12 protein-coding genes are annotated in these 18,075 nt (G+C 54.5%); 4 read left to right on the plus strand and 8 right to left on the minus strand.

Annotation, left to right across the window (positions count from 1 at the left end; all coding sequences use genetic code 11):
* Window position 1 precedes the first annotated feature (1 nt).
* The 5 genes from D3A97_RS23650 to D3A97_RS23670 are packed head-to-tail and all read right to left on the minus strand — an operon-like array spanning window position 2 to window position 8,019.
* Complete coding sequence (locus D3A97_RS23650; RefSeq protein ID WP_119081050.1) at window positions 2-1,288, minus strand: BNR-4 repeat-containing protein; 1,287 nt, start codon at window positions 1,286-1,288, stop codon at window positions 2-4.
* A gap of 10 nt (window positions 1,289-1,298) precedes the next feature.
* Window positions 1,299-2,213 carry a DUF5017 domain-containing protein gene (locus D3A97_RS23655; protein WP_119081051.1) on the minus strand — a complete coding sequence of 305 codons (915 nt, stop codon included), beginning with the start codon at window positions 2,211-2,213 and terminating at the stop codon, window positions 1,299-1,301.
* A 31-nt stretch (window positions 2,214-2,244) separates the two neighbouring features.
* Window positions 2,245-3,768 carry a RagB/SusD family nutrient uptake outer membrane protein gene (locus D3A97_RS23660; protein WP_119081052.1) on the minus strand — a complete coding sequence of 508 codons (1,524 nt, stop codon included), beginning with the start codon at window positions 3,766-3,768 and terminating at the stop codon, window positions 2,245-2,247.
* A gap of 18 nt (window positions 3,769-3,786) precedes the next feature.
* A complete protein-coding gene (locus D3A97_RS23665; protein WP_232826064.1) occupies window positions 3,787-6,939 on the minus strand; it encodes a SusC/RagA family TonB-linked outer membrane protein in 3,153 nt (1,050 codons plus the stop codon).
* Between the two features lie 42 nt (window positions 6,940-6,981).
* A complete protein-coding gene (locus tag D3A97_RS23670; protein WP_119081054.1) occupies window positions 6,982-8,019 on the minus strand; it encodes a Gfo/Idh/MocA family protein in 1,038 nt (345 codons plus the stop codon).
* 491 nt (window positions 8,020-8,510) lie between these two features.
* Between D3A97_RS23670 and D3A97_RS23675 the strand changes: the two genes are divergently transcribed.
* The 4 genes from D3A97_RS23675 to D3A97_RS23690 are packed head-to-tail and all read left to right on the plus strand — an operon-like array spanning window position 8,511 to window position 13,047.
* Complete coding sequence (locus D3A97_RS23675) at window positions 8,511-9,764, plus strand: Nramp family divalent metal transporter (protein ID WP_119081055.1); 1,254 nt, start codon at window positions 8,511-8,513, stop codon at window positions 9,762-9,764.
* Window positions 9,765-9,782: 18 nt separating this feature from the next.
* Complete coding sequence (locus D3A97_RS23680; protein ID WP_119081056.1) at window positions 9,783-10,799, plus strand: NAD-dependent epimerase/dehydratase family protein; 1,017 nt, start codon at window positions 9,783-9,785, stop codon at window positions 10,797-10,799.
* An 18-nt stretch (window positions 10,800-10,817) separates the two neighbouring features.
* Window positions 10,818-11,852 carry a dihydrodipicolinate synthase family protein gene (locus tag D3A97_RS23685; protein ID WP_119081057.1) on the plus strand — a complete coding sequence of 345 codons (1,035 nt, stop codon included), beginning with the start codon at window positions 10,818-10,820 and terminating at the stop codon, window positions 11,850-11,852.
* 7 nt (window positions 11,853-11,859) lie between these two features.
* Entirely contained in the window at window positions 11,860-13,047 is a 1,188-nt protein-coding gene (locus tag D3A97_RS23690) for a M20 metallopeptidase family protein (RefSeq protein WP_119081058.1), read from the plus strand.
* A 78-nt stretch (window positions 13,048-13,125) separates the two neighbouring features.
* Here the strand turns inward: D3A97_RS23690 and D3A97_RS23695 are convergent, their stop codons facing one another.
* The 3 genes from D3A97_RS23695 to D3A97_RS23705 all read right to left on the minus strand — a co-directional run bounded on the left by D3A97_RS23695 (window position 13,126) and on the right by D3A97_RS23705 (window position 18,012).
* Window positions 13,126-15,393, minus strand: coding sequence for a hypothetical protein (locus D3A97_RS23695; RefSeq protein WP_157986730.1), 2,268 nt, complete (start codon window positions 15,391-15,393; stop codon window positions 13,126-13,128).
* A 230-nt stretch (window positions 15,394-15,623) separates the two neighbouring features.
* A complete protein-coding gene (locus tag D3A97_RS23700) occupies window positions 15,624-16,901 on the minus strand; it encodes an acetylxylan esterase (RefSeq protein WP_119081060.1) in 1,278 nt (425 codons plus the stop codon).
* 4 nt (window positions 16,902-16,905) lie between these two features.
* On the minus strand, window positions 16,906-18,012 hold the full coding sequence (locus tag D3A97_RS23705) for a prolyl oligopeptidase family serine peptidase (protein WP_119081061.1): 1,107 nt from the start codon (window positions 18,010-18,012) through the stop codon (window positions 16,906-16,908).
* Window positions 18,013-18,075 lie beyond the last annotated feature (63 nt).

An 18,075-nucleotide genomic window follows, 5' to 3' on the forward strand; every position in this document is an offset into this window, starting at 1 on the left:
GCTATTGCCTTTTGATTTTCAGGTCTGTTTGATAATCGGTATAATGATAATAATGCCCATTCATCCATAACAGGATGGGCGATCCGGTTGTTTTTTTAGCCACTACGTACGGCCGCACGTTATCCGCGGTGGAATGGCTGGTAATGGGAACGATCTCTTCCTTTTTCCCGTTCAGCACACGCTTTTCAATTTCATACACGCCATTTATTTTTCGGGCCAGGTAAATGTTGTTGATGTTCTCATGGTCCAGCACAATACCCCCCGAATAATGCGCTTCCAGCAACTTTTTACCGGGTTTTATGATGGTGATGTAAGGCCCTGCGTCTGCTATTTTACGGTCTTCCCATTTTTTACCATTCCACCTGGCATAATAATACTGGTGCTGTTCCGGGGAGGGATAGCGTGCGTAGGCCACCACGGGGCGGCCTTTCTTGTCCATCGCAATGTCCCATATCCAGGCCCTTACATCTGTGATAGACGGATCATACACCTTGTCTACCTTGCTGATGGTAACCGGCAGGTCTTCCGTGCCGCCTATCTTGCGGCCGTTGGTTTGCCAGAAAGCCCCGTTTTTGTAGTACATATGGAAAACGGCCACATCGTTCCCGATCTTCGGGTGCCCGTTGGTGAACAGGAAGTCTATGCGGGACTTGCCGTCTGAGGTGTACTTGATGTAAGGCGGGTTGTTCCTCATGGAATTGTCCAGCAATATTTTCCTTTCGCTCCAGGTTTCTCCGTAGTTATCGCTGTAGATATAATAGATCTGTGTACCCGCGTAGCTTTTCTCAAAGCCTTTGCCCCTGTAAAAATCCCTGCCGAAAAGGTAAATGCGGTTATTTTCTCCGCTCAGCATAATGGGATTGCTGTAGCAATAAACATCCGTGGCGGTTTTATTGAGCAGTATGCGCTCATCTTCCCATGCCGTGATGTCTTCCGCATTCTTGCTTTTCCGCATGAACAGGTCGCCGTTGTGGTGCGAATAAAAGGTCAGCAGCTTGCCATCCGGCAAGAAAAGGAAGGAGGGCACGTTATGGTCGTCTACCTGCAGCTCTTTGTGCAGGTTATACTCCTGTTCCTGGTTGGTGGCCAGGTTGAGCGATTTCACCATCACATCTCCCCTGCTGTTGATGTACCCGAAATAAACGGCCTCTTTCTCTCCTTTGTGGTAAATGGCGCGTGGGTCGGAGAACCAGCACCAGGCGGCGTCTTTTGCGATCACCTCCTGCGAGAACGCGGCCGGGCCATTTGCCAGGAGCAGAAAACATAATATGCTGATACAAAATCTCATAGTGCTTATTTTACGGTGTAACTTTTATAGACAGCTGGCGTACTACCCTGCTTTCGCTATCGCTGTTCACGTTCAGGCCTACAAAGGTGACCGTGTAAGTACCCGGCTCTGAAAACACGTAGGCATATTCTTTCAGCGGCGGGTCTGCCAGCGTTTTGATACCGGCGCCCCAGTCCGGCCCCAGGTCTACCTCTTCCAGGTTGATGGGTTTGGAGATCACCCAGTCTTCCATATATTCTTCCTTATAGTCCAGGTTGTTCCCGAAGAACGCCAGTTGCGCCGCCTGTATCACCGCGCCCCTGCCGGGGTCATGCGGGCCCTGGGCTATGATCTGCCAGCCGGCTGATTTGTGGTCTGCTAGCGTTTGTACACCGAGGTCTGAATAACCGGATACGTTGAACCCGGTCATTGTCCATAACTTGGAACCGCCGTTGGCAGTTTGCGGTTTTACAATGAACCGGTAACCAATATAAAGCGGTTTGCCTGGCACGGCAAGTGAATTGATCTTTTTTACACCAGCGGCAATGGCGGTGTTGCTGTTACCCGGCGCCAGCTTGAACCAGCTGGTGATATTCTGCCAGGTAGCGGCGTTCAGCCCCTCTACCGTATATTGCCCGTTGAAGTCGTTGGAGGCGAATACAGTAAACTGGTCTTTTTGCGTGCCGTAGTTAAGTGATGTAGAGAAGGAAAGCATAACACTGTCCAGTATTACTTTCCGTTCTTTATGAAAAGCATAGTCGCTCAACACCTCCCCGGAATAGAAAGACAGGATGTTGGCATTGGTGCTGATGTTGAAGCGCGCGGTATCACCGGCTTTCAGTTCGGCCTTCTGTACCGTTACTTCCAGCAGGGGCGTGTCTGTTTTCATGTCCTTGCTGCAGGCGGCCATGAATGGAACTACGAGGAATAATATGATCCGTTTCATCCTAATAATTTTTGATTGTGATCTGCATTTATTACCAACCCGGGTTTTGCACCAGCTTCCTGTTCAGCATCATCTCCCTGGCCGGTATGGGGAACAACAGGTGCTTTTCCGACGCATTCAGGAAGGCAATAGTGGCATAGGCATAGGAGCCGCCCTCGCTTTGTATCTCGTTGCCGATGGCCTTCATAGTGGGCAGGAAAATACCCCAGCGTATCAGGTCTGGCTTGCGCAGCGATTCAAAACAAAGCTCGCGCGAGCGTTCGTCTTGCAGTTCCTCCAGGAACGCTTCTTTGGAGGCAAAGCTGGTATACTCTTCCGCCTTGGCCCTTTTGCGCACCTCGTTGATGGCGCCCAGCGCTTCCGGCGTGGGGCCGTTCAGTGCATTTTCCGCTTCAGCGTACATCAGCAGCACGTCTGCATAGCGTAAAATGGGAAAGTTCTGCGGCGTGGTGCTGGGCGCTTTGGGAAGCGTGGTCTCATACTCCCTGCGCCATTTACCTGCATTGCGGTTGTACAATTGGGCTGCGGTATGCAACACCTTGTTTTTGCCGGAATACCGGAAAGGCGCAATAGCCCAGTCGCGGCGCACATCCCCCTCTTCATACTTGCGGTACAGGTTGGCGGTGACATTGATAAAGCCGTAGCTGAAGCCTATTTCAGTATCTGTAGTGGCAATGCCCACGGTATAACCGATCCAGCCGGTTTCCGTATAGGCGTTGCCGATGCGGTTGCCCCAGAACTCCACTTCCCAGATGCTTTCCTTAATGTCATACTTGTCTTGCGCATAGTTGATGAATATCTGGCTGTAGTCTTCCGCCAGCGCATGCTCACCGGATTCCATCACTTTCAGCGCCCACTCTTTCACATCCGCGTATTTGCTGGCATCGCTCAGGGGTTTGCCGGCCCAGTAGAGGTATACCCTGGCCAGCATGCCGCGTACAGCAGACTTGGTGATCCTGCCGCCGAAGCCCATTTCCGTAATGGTCTTTACCAGGCCTTCAGATGCTTTCATGTCTGACACGATCTGCTCATATACCTCTTTGGCGGGCGTGCGGGCCACTTCGTTACCGGCGGCGGAGGTAACCGGTTCCAGTACCAGCGGCACGTCTCCCCAGTTGCTCACCAGCATGAAGTAGTAGAAAGCACGGAGAAAGAGCGCTTCGCCCTTTATCTGCATACGCGCGGAGTCACTCATTGCAGGTTTGTCTATACTGGCCAGCACCAGGTTGGCGCGGCTGATCCCTTCGTACAGCTTCTGCCAGGTACCGGTTACCAGGTTGTCTGACGAAGTATGCGTGTATACCTGCGGGCCGTTGAAGGTGCTGCGGGCATAAAAGCCCTGGTCTGCCTCCGTGCCCAGACGGCTGGTAAAGGCGTTGGAATACAGCTCGTTGCTGCCCAGCACGTCATACACGCCGGTGAGGCCATTGCTCAACTGTTCTTCCGTGGTGAAGTATTGTGAGGGGGTCAGAAAGTCCGTGGGTTTTGTGTCCAGGAACTTTTTACAGCCCGTCATGCCTATCATCACCAGTGCTACAAAATATATTCGATTCATAACAAAGCTATTTTGATGTTAAAAACTTGCTTTCAGCCCAAAAGTGACCGTTCTGGCACGCGGGTAAGCGGAATAATCAAACCCGGACGAAAGCGCGCTGTGGCGTACAGACACTTCCGGGTCCATGCCGGAGTAGTTGCTCCAGGTGATGAGGTTCTGCGCCTGCACAGATACCGCCAGGTTGCTTATTTTCAGCGGACGGAGGTATTTGGCCGGCAGGGAATATGCCAGAGACACGGTTTTCAGGCGCAGATAGGAACCATCTTCCACCACACGGGAAGAATAAATACCGTACATGGTCTGTCCGCGGCTTACCGGTATGTTGCTGTTGGGATTATCGTGGCTCCAGCGGTTCACGTATGATTTGTACTGGTTCAGGTTGTTGCGGTTGCCTACATTCTCTTCAAACATGAGACGGTTGGCGTTCATGATGTCGTTGCCGTAAGACCACTGGAAAAACACGTTAAGGCTGAAACCTTTGTAGGAGAAGTTGTTGGAGAAACCGCCGGTGTGGATGGGCAGGCCGCGGCCTATCACCGTCATGTCTTCGTTATTCACCACCCCGTCTCCGTTGATGTCACGGAACTTGTTATGGCCGGGCTGTATCTGGTCCCGGGTGTCTGTATTGGTAGGCCGGTCTTTTTTCAGCACATAGGTATTGGGAGAAGGCTGATCAAAGTCGTCATACGTATACAGGCCGTCCCAGATGTAGCCGTAGAACAGGGAGGTAGACTGCCCCATCCTGGCTATGTACAGCGCGCCTTTGTAGCCGGAGTCCCAGGTCATGGGGGTCAGCAGCGCTTCCTCCCCTTCCGCCAGGGCCAGCACCCTTGTTCTGTTAAAGCTGATGTTGAAGCTGCTGCTCCAGGAGAAATGTTTGGTACGAACGTTCTCTGTGCCCAGTGTCAGCTCCAAGCCTTCATTACGCACCTTGCCAATGTTTTTGAACACGGTCTGGTAGCCGGTAGTGTAAGGCACGTTGGCTTCCAGCAACAGGTCGTACGTGGTTTTGCGGTATACGTCTGCGGTAAACTCAATGCGGTTGCGGAACAGGTTGAGGTCCAGGCCCAGGTCTACCTGCTCGGTGTTTTCCCATTTGAGGTTGGCATTACCCAGCGTGCCGGGTATTACGCCTTTATTGGGCGTGGCGTTGTTGAAAGAGTAAGACGCGCCGATGGGCAGTGTCAGCGAGGGCAGGTAGTCAAAGTTGCCCACGCGGTTGTTGCCCGTAACACCATAGCTGGCGCGCAGTTTGGCGTCAGATACAAACCTGAGCGGTTTCATGAACTCTTCGCTGCTCAGGCGCCATGCTACGGCCCCGGAGGGGAAATAACTCCAGCGGTTCTGCGGGGCAAACTTGGATGAGCCGTCTGCCCGGAAGCTGGCCGTTAGCAGGTATTTGGATTTATAACTGTAGTTGACACGGCCCAGGAAAGAGCTGAGTGTATAGTTGCCGTTAGAGGCATAAGCCTGGTAGGGAATGCCTTCGTCCAGCCCGTCCAGCTCCAGCTCTTCATTAGGCACCTGTTGTACCGCAAAACCGTAGCTGCCGCGGTTGCCGCCCTGCATGGTAACACCGGCCACGGCATCCAGCTTGTGTACTTTGTTGAAAGTTTTACGGTAAGAAAGCGTGTTCTCGTTCACCCAGCTGTTGGCCTCTGTGTACCGCACCGAGCCGTTGATGCCCCGTACGTTGGTGGGGATCACCGGCGTGCCGTTGCGGGTGAGGCTGTTGAAGAAAGCGTCGCTGCGGCCTACCTGGTTGTTGATGCCGCCTGTTACTTTCAGCAGCAGGTCTTTGGTGATCTTATAGTCTATGTAAGCGTTGGCCATAATGTTCTTGATACCCTGCAGGCGCAGCTCGTTCTTTGAGCTGATCACGGGGTTGATGCGGTAGTCTGCCACGTCGTTCAAATCCGGGTCATCCAGGCCTTCAGACAGGTCTATGCTGGAGCCGGTGATGGGGCGGTAGCCCCATACACTGAACAGCAGGTAGTTGGTAGACTGTGAGGCGTTGGCGGAAGGAGAAGCGCCCGTTTGATTGGTATTGCTGTAGTTAACGCTCACCCCTGCTTTCACTTTTTCGCTCACCGTCTGGTCTATGGTAACGCGGCCCTGGTAGCGCCTGAAAGCGGAGTTGATAATAATGCCTTCCTGGTTGGCAACAGATCCTGAAATGGAGTACAGCGTTTGCGAGTTGCCGCCGCGGAGGGATATGTTATGCGTGGTCATGGGCGCGGTGCGGAAGATCTGGTCCTGCCAGTCGTACCCCTTTGCCGTTTTATAATAGTCCAGCGTTCTGCCGTCTTTCAGGTAGGCCTCTGTAGCGGCCGTGGGATTGCGGGCGTACTGGTACTGTACAAACTCGTACGGGTCCATCATGTCCATTGTTTTCAGCACCTTGGACATGCCGTAGGTACCGCTATAGGTCACCACGGGTTTGCCCGCCTTGCCTTTTTTGGTGGTGATCACGATCACCCCGTTAGCGCCGCGGGCGCCGTAGATGGCGGTGGCGGACGCGTCTTTGAGCACGTCTATGGAAGCAATATCGTCCGGGTTGATGGAGGCGTTTTCCGGGTCTTCAATGGGGAAGCCGTCAATCACGTACAGCGGCGCGTTGTTTTGCGTCAGGGAGTTGGCGCCGCGTATCACAATGTTCATTTGCGAGCCGGGCTGCCCTTCGCTGGAAGACACCTGCACACCGGCCACCCTGCCGGCCAGGGCCTCGTCAAAAGACATGACCGGCGCTTTGGCCATGTCTTCTATATTTACCTTGCTGACAGAACCGGTGAGGTCTTTCTTCGCCACTGTACCGTAGCCGATCACCACCACTTCATTCATACCGGTGGCGGTGGCCTTCATAAATACCTGCAGCGAGGCCTGGTTGCCTACGGTCACTGATCTTTTTTCATAGCCGATGAAGGTAAAGGCGAGCACTTCGCCCGGTTTGGCGCCGATGCTGAAGCGGCCATCCGCGTCTGTCATAACGCCACGGCTGGTGCCGTTCACTTTCACGCTTACGCCCGGCAGCGGGGCGCCGCCATCCTGGTCTGTTACCAGGCCCTTCACAAGGGGGACGTTCTGGGCAAATAACATGCCCGGGAGCAGGAACAGGCATAGCAACACGCATCTCATACCCCAATGGGCATAGGAATATCGTTCCGATTTCATGATCAGAATTTTTGGTGATAAAATGTAAATAAATGTGTGTGGTTACTTTTTCTTCTTATGTTTTTTAGCCCTGTCAAACATTGCTTTCAGTTCAACCGGTTTACCGCCCAGGCGCTTGCTTTCATCGGCCGCTTCCATAAAGGCCAGTATTTCCAGTGTTTCCGATTCCGCCACCGGCGACTTGCCTGTTCTGAAAAACTCCGCTATCTGGATAACCAGCGGTTCATAGCCTTTGAAGGGGCCCAGTACGGCGTTGCCCTTTTCACCGTAAACCGTGCCGCCGTATTCGCTCTTGCCGGTACGGTTGCCGCGGAAGCTGCCAATGCGGCCGTCTTCCCAGGTGCCTACTACCACGTCTGTATTGTCTGTGTGAGACCTGCTTACAGATTTGCAGCCGGGGCCCATTACCGTGTAGAGGGTTTCCACCCCGTGAATGCCGTACCAGAAAATGTCAGGATGTGTTTTTTCCAGCGCGCAGGGGCTGTAGGTATCTGCGCCAAACACTTTGCCAACGGAGCCTTTTGCCACCTGCTGCGCGGTTTCCATGTATCTCAGGGAAGAGCAGGAGAAAACAGCCGTGTTATGCTGGCGGGCGGCCTCAAAAATGGCCATGCCTTCTGCCAGGGATGCAGCCAGCGGTTTGTCTATGAACACCCTTTTACCGGCCTTGAGGGCGGGCAGTGCCTGGCGGTAGTGCGGGCGGCCGTCGTTAGACTCTACCAGTACCGCGTCTACTCTAGACAGCAGTGCGTCCATGGAGTCTACCACCTCAACGCCCAGCTGTTTCAGCTGGTCTACAAAACCGGGCAGGCGCTTTACATTATTAGGTATGTCCGGGCTGGCTTCCGGCAGCACGGCCACCACCTTAAACCCTTCCAGTCCGGGAGCGGGGTTGGGGTTGTGGAAACTTTTGGTGAAGGCTACGGCGTGAGAAGAGTCTGCGCCGATGATGCCTACCTTAATAACATCTGCACCGGCAAAGGCCTTTGCGCCAAAGGGAAGTACAGTGCTGAGAGCTACGCCAGCCCCTGCTGTAGACAGTGTCTGAAGGAACCTGCGGCGGTCATAGAAATGCGTCATGTGAAATAGTCTGTTTAAATATGTTCCGTTTAATGATGCTTGCTGAATCTGAATATAGGTCAAATGGCTGATATATTTCGGGTACGTACCCGGCTTACCGCTCAAAAAAACGCCGGTATGGTCCAGCGGTAATAAATAATAATAGTGGCCCGGTACTGTTCCGGCATGCGTCCTCTGCGTGCATATCCGTTCATTTCTGCCGGTTACGCGGCCTTCTCCTGTAACTCCCCTGCTGTTTCGCACATCTGCTGCTTATCATGTACGTTCCCGCATTTCGGGTACGCACCCGGAAATTAGTAAATGTTTCCGGAAATACAAATCTTTTGTAGAAAATTATCCTGAATAAAAAGGAAGGGGCAGGCGGCAGGGGTATATTCGGACAAAGAACAAATAATGTTTGGATTCTTGCAAATCTTGTGTACTTTCGGGTACGTACACGAATATCCCGCTTTTTCGTTATCCGGAACCAAAATTATAATCTGATCAAACGCATGGAAAACACGTCTACCGCTGCTCCACTTCCCACCGTGGAAAAAACGGCCAACGGCAAATACCGCGCATGGCTGCAGGCCATCGGCCCGGGGCTTATCACTGCCGCCCTGGTATTTGGCCCCAGTAAAATTACCATCACGTCCATGATGGGGGCTAAATATGGGTATGCACTGATATGGCTGATCGTAGTAGCTATCTTTTTTATGATCACATTCACCACCATGTCTGCCCGCATCGGTATTGCCACCAGCGAGTCCCTGCTCACCACCATTGGCCGCAAATGGGGCAACGGCGCCCGTATTGCCATCGGCATCGGGGTATTCCTGGTGTGTGCATCCTTCCAGGCGGGCAACTCCATTGGTACGGGCATTGCCATTGGCGAAGCCACGCAGACCAATTCCGTGATCTGGATAGTGGTGTTCAACCTGGTGGCCATTGCCCTGCTGTTCTACAAAACGTTCTACAAAACCCTGCAGAACATCATGATCCTGCTGATAGCGCTCATGCTGCTGGCCTTTGTGACCACCCTCCTCTTTTCCAGGCCTTCCATTGGCGGCATTATCAGCGGCCTGGCCCCGGTTGTGCCGGAAGGGTCGCTGAAGCTGGTGATCGCTTTTATGGCTTCCTGCTTCTCCATTGTAGGAGCGCTGTACCAGTCTTACCTGGTGCAGGAACGGAAAAGGGCGCAGCCTGACATCAAACAGTCTCCCAAAGAGACCTACCCCGGCATGCTGATACTGGGCCTGTTGAGCGCTATTGTGCTGATCTGCGCGGCGGCGGTACTGCATGTCAAGAACCTGCCGGTTAACAACGCTACGGACATGGCGCGGGCGCTGGAGCCCATTTTCGGCCATTTCGCCTCCGCGCTCTTCCTCTCCGGGCTTTTCGGGGCGTCTTTCTCTTCCGTGATAGGCAATGCCGCGCTGGGCGGCACCCTGCTGGGCGATGCGCTGGGGTATGGCGGCCAGCTGAAATCAGGTATGGTGCGCCTGTTCATCGGCGTCATCATGGTTATTGGCGCCGTAGTGGCCATCGTATTCGGCAAACTGCCGCTGGAGCTGATCATTCTTGCCCAGGCGGTGACCATTTTTATAGTACCTTTTATTGGCGTGGCCCTCTACCTGGTAGCCAACGATGAAAAGATCATGGGCTCCTACAAGAACTCCCGCTTTGTCAACATTGTGGGCGCGGTGGGGCTGGTGATCATGTTCCTGCTGGCGGCCAGCAATGTACAGGCGTTATTCTTCTCTTAAAAAAAGTCAATTACTTATATGAACAATTTGCAAGAAACCGTAGATGCGCTGCTGCAACCTTCAGACGCATTGGTGGCTGACATGGCAACGCTGGAAGGTGATATACTGCTGCTGGGCGTTGGCGGCAAAATAGGGCCGAGCCTGGCCAAACTGGCAAAACAGGCGGTAGACAGATCTGGCGTACCCCGCCGCGTTATTGGCGCTTCCCGGCTGTCTGAACCGGGCCTCAGGGAAGAGCTGGAATCTTATGGCGTGGAAACCATCAAGGTAGACCTGCTGGACGATGCGGCGCTGCAAACGCTGCCCGATGTAAAGAACGTGCTGTACCTGGCCGGTACCAAATTCGGCACCACGGGCAAGGAATCTTTTACCTGGGCCATGAACGCCTACCTGCCCGGCCGCGTGGCGGAAAAATATAAAAACGCCAACATCGTGGTGTATTCCACCGGTAACGTATATCCCTTTACGCCGGTATTTTCCGGCGGTGCGGATGAAAGCGTGGCTCCCGGCCCCATCGGGGAATACGGCCAGTCTTGCCTGGGGCGCGAGCGCGTGTTCCAGTATTTTTCTTCGAAACACAACACCCCCATCCTCATTTACCGCCTCAACTATGCTAACGATCTGCGTTACGGCGTATTGCTGGAAATAGCCAAGTCTGTGCTGGCGGAAAAACCCATAGACATCCGCATGGGGCATGTGAACGTGATATGGCAGGGCGATGCGAATGAAATAGCCCTGCGCAGCTTCCTGCACTGCAACGTGCCTGGCAAACTGCTGAACGTAACCGGTCCCGAAACCGCCGCCGTTCGCTGGATAGCCGAGCAGTTCGGCAAACTGCTGGGCAAAACGCCGCAGTTCCTGCATGAGGAGCAGCCGATGGCCCTGCTGAGCAATGCCGCGGAGAGCTTCCGCCTGTTCGGCTACCCGAGGGTAGGCCTGCAGCAGATGATCGAGTTAACGGCGGCCTGGCTGCAATCTGGCGGCGCCACTATCCAGAAACCCACCCATTTCCAGGAAAGGGCGGGCAAGTTTTAATCCAGTCAAATACAAGCAATGAACCCTTCTGTTAAAGAACTATTATATGCCGGTACCGTGATACCGGCGCATCCGCTGGCGCTAACAGCGGAGCGGCGGCTGGATGAGGCCCGGCAACGGCGCCTTACCCGTTATTACATAGCCGCCGGTGCGGGCGGCGTGGCCGTGGGCGTGCATACCACGCAGTTCGAGATCCGCAAGCCGGAAGTGAACTTGTATGAAACCGTGCTGCGCCTGGCCGCGGAAGAAATTACCAAAGCAGGCCTGCAACGGCCCTTTATCAAAGTGGCCGGCATTTGCGGGCCTACAGAACAGGCTTTGGCGGAAGCCCGGCTTGCCGTATCTTACGGGTACGACCTGGGGCTGGTGAGCCTCGGCGGCCTGAAAGATTATTCTGAAGACCAGCTGGTGAAACACATTGCCGCCGTGGCGGAAGTGATCCCGGTTTTCGGGTTTTACCTCCAGCCCAGCGTTGGCGGCCGTATATTGAGCTACCGCTTCTGGGAGCAGATGGTGAACATCCCGAACGTAATGGCCGTTAAAACGGCCCCGTTCAACCGCTACCAGACGCTTGACGTGGTGCGGGCCGTGTGCAGCTCTCCCCGCCGTGACGAGATAGCGCTGTACACCGGCAACGACGATAATATTGTGGCCGACCTGCTCACCACCTACCGCTTTCCGGTGAACGGCAAAATGGTAGAGAAAAAATTTGCCGGCGGCCTGCTGGGTCACTGGTCCGTATGGACAAAAAAGGTAACGGAGCTGTTTGCCGAGATCAAAACCGGCGGACAGGATGCGTTGCTGCGGAAAGGGATAGCGGTAACAGATATGAACGCCGCACTGTTTGACCCGGCCAACGCTTTCCGGGGCTCCATTGCGGGCATTCACGAAGTGCTGCGCAGGCAGGGGCTGCTGGAGGGCATTTGGTGCATCGAAGACAAGGAGCAACTGTCTCCGGGCCAGCTGGAGGAAATTGACCGGGTCACCGCCGCCTATCCTGAATTGACGGACGATGATTTTGTGCGTTCGTTCCTGGAGAAAGACAAAATATGATCTGTATATGCTGAAAGAAAAGGTCCGGGCGCTGGCGCATGAACTGCTGCCGCAAGCCATTGAAACTAGGAGACACCTGCATGCCAACCCGGAGCTGTCATTCATGGAGTTCAACACCGCGGCGTTCATTGCCGGCAAGCTGGATGCCATGGGCATTCCCTACCAGCGGATGGCCAACACCGGCCTGGTAGCCATGATAGAAGGCACGCAGGCCCCCTCGGACCGTGTGCTGGCGTTGCGGGCAGACATTGACGCATTGCCCATCCACGAAAAGAACGAGGTGCCCTACGCCTCAAAGTTCCCCGGCGTGATGCATGCCTGCGGGCACGATGTGCATACCACCTCCCTGCTCACCACGGCCGCCATCCTGCTGCGGCTGCGCGATTCCTTTGCGGGAAAGCTGAAGCTCATCTTTCAGCCGGGAGAAGAAACCGTGCCGGGCGGGGCCAGCATGATGATCAAAGAAGGCGTACTTGAAAACCCTCGCCCCTACAATATCCTGGGGCAACATGTAATGCCGGAGCTGGAAACCGGGAAGATCGGTTTCCGCGCAGGCCGCTACATGGCCAGCGCAGACGAGATCTATATCACGGTAACGGGAAAGGGCGGCCATGGCGCCATGCCTCACACCACGGTAGACCCCGTGCTCATCACCAGCCACCTTATTACCGGGCTGCAGCAGGTGGTAAGCCGCCACGCCAATCCCACCACCCCCTCCGTGTTAACGTTTGGCCGCGTGATAGCAGACGGGGCGCACAATGTGATCCCGGATAAAGTCACCATAGACGGCACTTTCAGAACAATGGACGAAGAATGGCGTTTTGAAGCGCACCGCCGCATCAAAAAAATGGCCGTTTCCATTGTGGAAAGCATGGGCGGGCAGTGTGAGATATTCATCAAGGTAGGCTATCCCGTGCTCTACAACAACGAACGCCTCACTGCACAAACCCGTACACATACGGAAGAGTTTGTAGGCAAGGAGAATGTAACGGACCTGGACATCTGGATGGCCGCGGAAGACTTTGCCGCCTACTCCCAGATCACGGATGCCTGCTTTTACAGGCTGGGTGTGGGTAACAAGGCGCGGGGCATTACGTCCGGGTTGCACACCGCTACTTTTAATGTAGACGAAAGCTCGCTGGAAACCGGCGCCGGGCTAATGACCTGGCTGGCCTTGCAGAACCTTGCAAGCTGAGGCCGGATATTCGCTTTTATCAATAAGCCCATAAAAAAGGCTGGTCAATGGACCAGCCTTTTTTTGCATCATATCCCATCACGCTGGCTCCAGTGCAAATGCTGCAGCCGTATTAATGTTACCAAATACCTGTGAGGTACCGTTCACCGCCAGCGGCTGCACATGCAGCAGTTCCGCAAAGGCGGCCTTCCCTTCTACCTGCGCGCCGTCTACTATCTTCAGCGAGCATTCGCCCAGCAGGTCTTTCGGCGAATAGTCATGCGAGAACACGCTCTGAAAATTGCGCGTGTATTTTGCCGTACTGCCTATCACCATGGCGGAATCGCTGGCCAGCGTATCTCCGCAGGTGCCTTTGATCACGCTCAACACAAAGTCTGCAAAGTTATGCGGCTGGTACGCCCTGAAGCTGATGCGTACCTGGTTATTGGTGTCTGCAGCGCTGTTGTAGGGTACAAAACCGCAACAGTCCGGCGATGCGTCTACATACGTGCCATCGTTTTCCGGGTCTGTTTTTATTTTGTAGATCTCCCCTTCCGCCGCATTATTGTCAAACCGCATCAGCATTTTGAAAGCCACCGCCTGGCCGGAACCGTTCAGCTCCAGGTTAACGGACGGGGCGTCAATGATAGGCGTAAAGGTGTCTGGGTGCGGCATTTGGTATACAGACGGCGCTACGGCGGCCAGTGTGCCGTTTGATCTGAACAGCTCCATTTTCAGTTCATACAGCCCGTCTCCCTGCAGGGCGTCGCTGTCAAAGTTGACACAGAACGTGTCTTGCCCGGTAGACCACCAGGGGAACAACTGGCCTGACGGCGCAATGGCAGAGGGTTCTACCGGCGGAATGATAAAGAGGTTTGGTGAACCGCCCACCACCAGGGGGCCAAGGGGATACGTGGCGTAACCATCCGGCTTGATAACGGCACCTACCAGGTAGCTGTAGGCGTACCCTTTGGCCACCGGGTTAGCCAGCGGCATCCAGGGGCTGGAAGCCGGCGTCATGTCCGCGTTCTTTATTTTGCGGGCGCTCCAGCGGTAGTACTTGATGTTATTGCTGGGCAGGTCAAAGCTGAATTGCACCCTGATGGAGATGACACCGCCAAATGGCCTGCGGTAGCCGCCAAAGCGGTTGGGGCTATGGTCTAGCGATACGTCCGTAAGCCCCTGTTCGTGATACACGTGGCCATGGGCGGTAGTGGCCGTAGTGGGACTTTGCCTGATCCTTGACACATTGGTGCTTTCACCAATGGTTTTGACCCAAACGGTGCTGCCGTAGAGGATGTTGCCGCAGCGCCAGGGCACGCGCGGGTCTGTGATGCGGAGCGTTACTTCGGAACCGCAAACATAATCCCACCAGGTGTGGCAGGCTATCCCGGGACGGTACACGGTAGTCCACACCCCGTCTATCAGGTATTCCACCCAGAAATACAGGTCTGGTTTGTCTCCGAAAATGAAGTAGGATATTTCCGTGTCGAAGCGGCCGAAATCGTCCGTGTACACCACTTTGATCTCATCGTGCCGGTAAAAGTAGGGCCAGAGGAAAGGTATCTTGCAGAAAATAGGATGGAACACCTGGATGTTTTCCAGCAGGGTTTTGCGGATGGTGCCAATGTTGCGGGTAGAAAGCGCAGCTTTGATCTCCGGTGAAATACTGGCGGCCAGTTTGCTTTCTTCTATTTTGATCTCCGTGCTGCCTATTTTCTGTTTGCGCACGGTAGCGCCCGGCGCCGCCAGGGGGCTGAAGAGCCGGTTGCCCGCCACCGGTTTCAGCGGCGTGTTGAAGCGTTCCGGCAAGGCAATGGGCCCTATGGGGTCTGGCCATGGTTCGGGCAACGGAATGGGCAGATCTGGCTCCAGCACATAATCCGGGATGCGCTCAATAATAAAATCGGGGATCTTCGGGAGCAGCCAGGCTATTTTGTCTACTTCGCAGATATGCACCCTGGCGCGGCATACCGGTTTATCTTCCGTAACGCCATGCACCGTAAACGCCTTTATCAGCTTGCCTTTCACACGGCATTTTCGGATGGGCCAGAAGCGAATGTAACTGTCTGGCACGGGCAGAATGCTGATGTTGCCTTTGGCGTCAAATTCCAGTACGGGCTCGTACGCCTTCAGGTCCAGCAATATCTGCAGGGAATCCGCGCTTTCCGTTTTTTCGTGCCGGGGGGCAATCACGAAGCGGTACTCCCTGGCAGGCTGGTCAAGCGATTTGAAGTCTGCCTTACCTTTTACTACGGGTGCTTTTTCCACCAGCTGGCCTTTCCGGTCAAAGGCAAAGGCCATCAGTGATAGATCTTCAGCCGGCTTGCTTTGCAAAGTTACCGGCAATGAAATGGGGGTTGCCATTTTTTCAATTTTTGGGGTCAGAAAAAATAAATATCCGTACGCGGTGTACGGCAAAGCGTTTCCAGAGGAAGTGAATGTATGCCAAACGGTACAGGAGCCTTTCCGCATAGTGCAGGAGGCCTTTTACCTGCCAGTTTTTGGGGTCAAAAAAAATCTTTCTCCCCAAAGGTAGGGAGAAAGATTCCTGTAAAATTGCGTAGAAACTCCTGTATTTAATTGAAGGAAATTCGTTATTTTTTAAGTTGCTTCATCAGCCAGCCACCCAGCAGCTCCTGTTGTTCCGGCCATACGGCATGCCCGGTTTCCAGCAGCAGGTACAGGTCTTTAGGCGCGGAGATGCTGTTATAAGCGGCATACATGGATGTAGGCGGGCAGGTTTCATCGTTATACCCCCAGGTATAATAGCCCGGTACTTTCAGGCCTTTGGCAAAATTCACCACATCATAATACCCGGCCGTGGCCAGGGCATCCTTGCTCACAGGCTCGTTCCGGAACAGGTGGGGCCAGCCGCCGGCGCGGCCTTTTGTATAGCCGGTAACATCGCACAGCGCGGGGTACATGGCGGCCAGGTATTTCACGCGCGCATCCAGCGAAGCGGTAACAATAGACAGCGCGCCGCCCTGGCTGCCGCCCATCACGCCCAGGTTGGCGCCATCATATTCGGGCAGGCCAGTCAGGAAGTCGTTGGCGCGCACACAGTTCAGGTACACGCGTTTGTAGTAGTAACGGTCTTTGTCTTCCATATTGAAAGACGGGTAGCCGTACAGGGCGCCGCTGCCCAGGCTGGTGTACACGCCCGGGTCCAGGTTCACCGGCACGCCATGGATGCCTATTTCCAGCGTAATAAAACCCTGCTCCGCGCGGTAGATGTCTCCGCCGTAAGGGCGTACGCCCGCACCGGGTACCCGCAGTATGGCCGGGTACTTCCCTTCTTTTTTCGGTACGCATAAAATGCCATAAAGACGGGAGTTGCCGTACCCCTGCATGTTCACATGGTATACGTTCACTTTTTCCGTACACCGTTCCGGCAGCAGCGTTGTACGGGCGTCAACCGGTATTTTGGCCAACTCCGCCTTGCCTTTGTTCCAGAAATCTGAAAAGTCTGCCGGCAGGGCAACAGTAGGCTGAATGGAAGAAGGCGCAAAGCCGGCTGTAGCGATGCGGCGATAATTTTTGCCCTTTACTTCCGCCACTATGGCGCAGCGGAGAAAACCCGGCGTGTTCATGGTACCGCCGTCTATCACCATGGTACCGTTCTTCAGCACGGTGGTTTCCTTTTTCAGGGGCTTCATTTTTTCCGGCCCCACTTCGTAACTGATCTTTACGTCTTTCAGCGGGTTGCCATTTTCAAATACCGTTACGGTGAATTTCACTTTTTCGCCGGGGCGGTAGGTCCAGTCTGTATGTTCAGGCGCCACCATCACTTTTACCAGTTGCTCAACCGGCTGTGAAAAAGCGGTACTGCAGCATAAGACGAGGAAGAGGAGAATACTGTTGAACTTGGACATCTTGTTATTTTTTGAGGAATTTTTCGAGGAACAGATAGGCTTGCTCATTAGAAATAGCGTTGGGAGAATGCTCCGGCCTGTTGGTCATGGCCACGCGGTTTTTGTAACCCAGCAGGGTGTTCACGGCAATAGCGTGGTTCAGCGGCACCCAGCGTTGGGGAGGGTCTTCGTGGCCGCCTGAAACGAGGAAAGGCCGCGGCGCCATCAACGCGTGCAGCTCATGCAGGTCATACCCCTGCGCCAACAGTTTCGGGTACAGGCCGCCGGAGGGGTTCTCCGGGGTTACCAGGCCCCTTTTGCGCCAGGGCTTGGGCGTATAGCCCAGGTACCAGGGCTCCCAGTAGTTGATGCTTTCGTTGGTTTGTTCAAATACGATGCCCGGGTCTGACCATACGGCACAGGCAAACTTGTCATACAGGCAGGAACCGAACATGGCCCATTTGCCGCCGAAGGAGTGCCCCATAATGCCGATGCGTTGGGCATCTACCCCGGGCACTTTGGCCAGCACTTCCCATGCCGTGGCCGCCGCGTAGGCCAGCATGGAGAGCGGTTGTACGGCGGCGTGCTGCAGGTCCGGGTAATAAATGGAAAAGGTCTTGTCTTTAGAGGCCTGCGTGGTGCCAATGGAAAGCGTTACAAAACCGCGCCGGGCCAGCTGGTACGCAAAATCGCGGTAGGCCTTTCCTCCCTGCCCTATGGCGGTTTCCGGCTCATAGAACACGGTGATAACGGCGGGTTTCTTTCCCTGCCCGTCCGGCACCAGCAAATAGCCGTCCGTACTCTCAAGCGGTGTCCATTTGAAACGCACTTTGTATTGCATGAAGTTATCCCGGCGCATAGAGTCCAGGTACTGCAGCGTTTGCGTGGTATTCACCGCGGGCCAGGCGCCCATCAGCTGGTGCCACCTGTTGCGGATCTCTGTTCTGCGGCGTTGCCAGTCTTTCGCGTTCTTTACCATACTGCCGTCATAAAACTTCAGCGGGGAGCGGAATTTGCCATAATCATTGCGGTATTCGGCCGGGGGTGTAAAAATGGTGTCTATAGATACCTGCTGGCTTTTCAGGCAAGGGGCAACCAGCAGCAACAAAAGCAGTGGAATAATTCCTTTCATGTGTTTTCCGTTTGTGATCGATCTGAAAAAATAGAAAAATTAATCGGGCAATTCTAGCATCTG

This window comes from Chitinophaga alhagiae, from assembly GCF_003568665.1.
GTDB classification, from domain to species: Bacteria; Bacteroidota; Bacteroidia; order Chitinophagales; family Chitinophagaceae; genus Chitinophaga; species Chitinophaga alhagiae.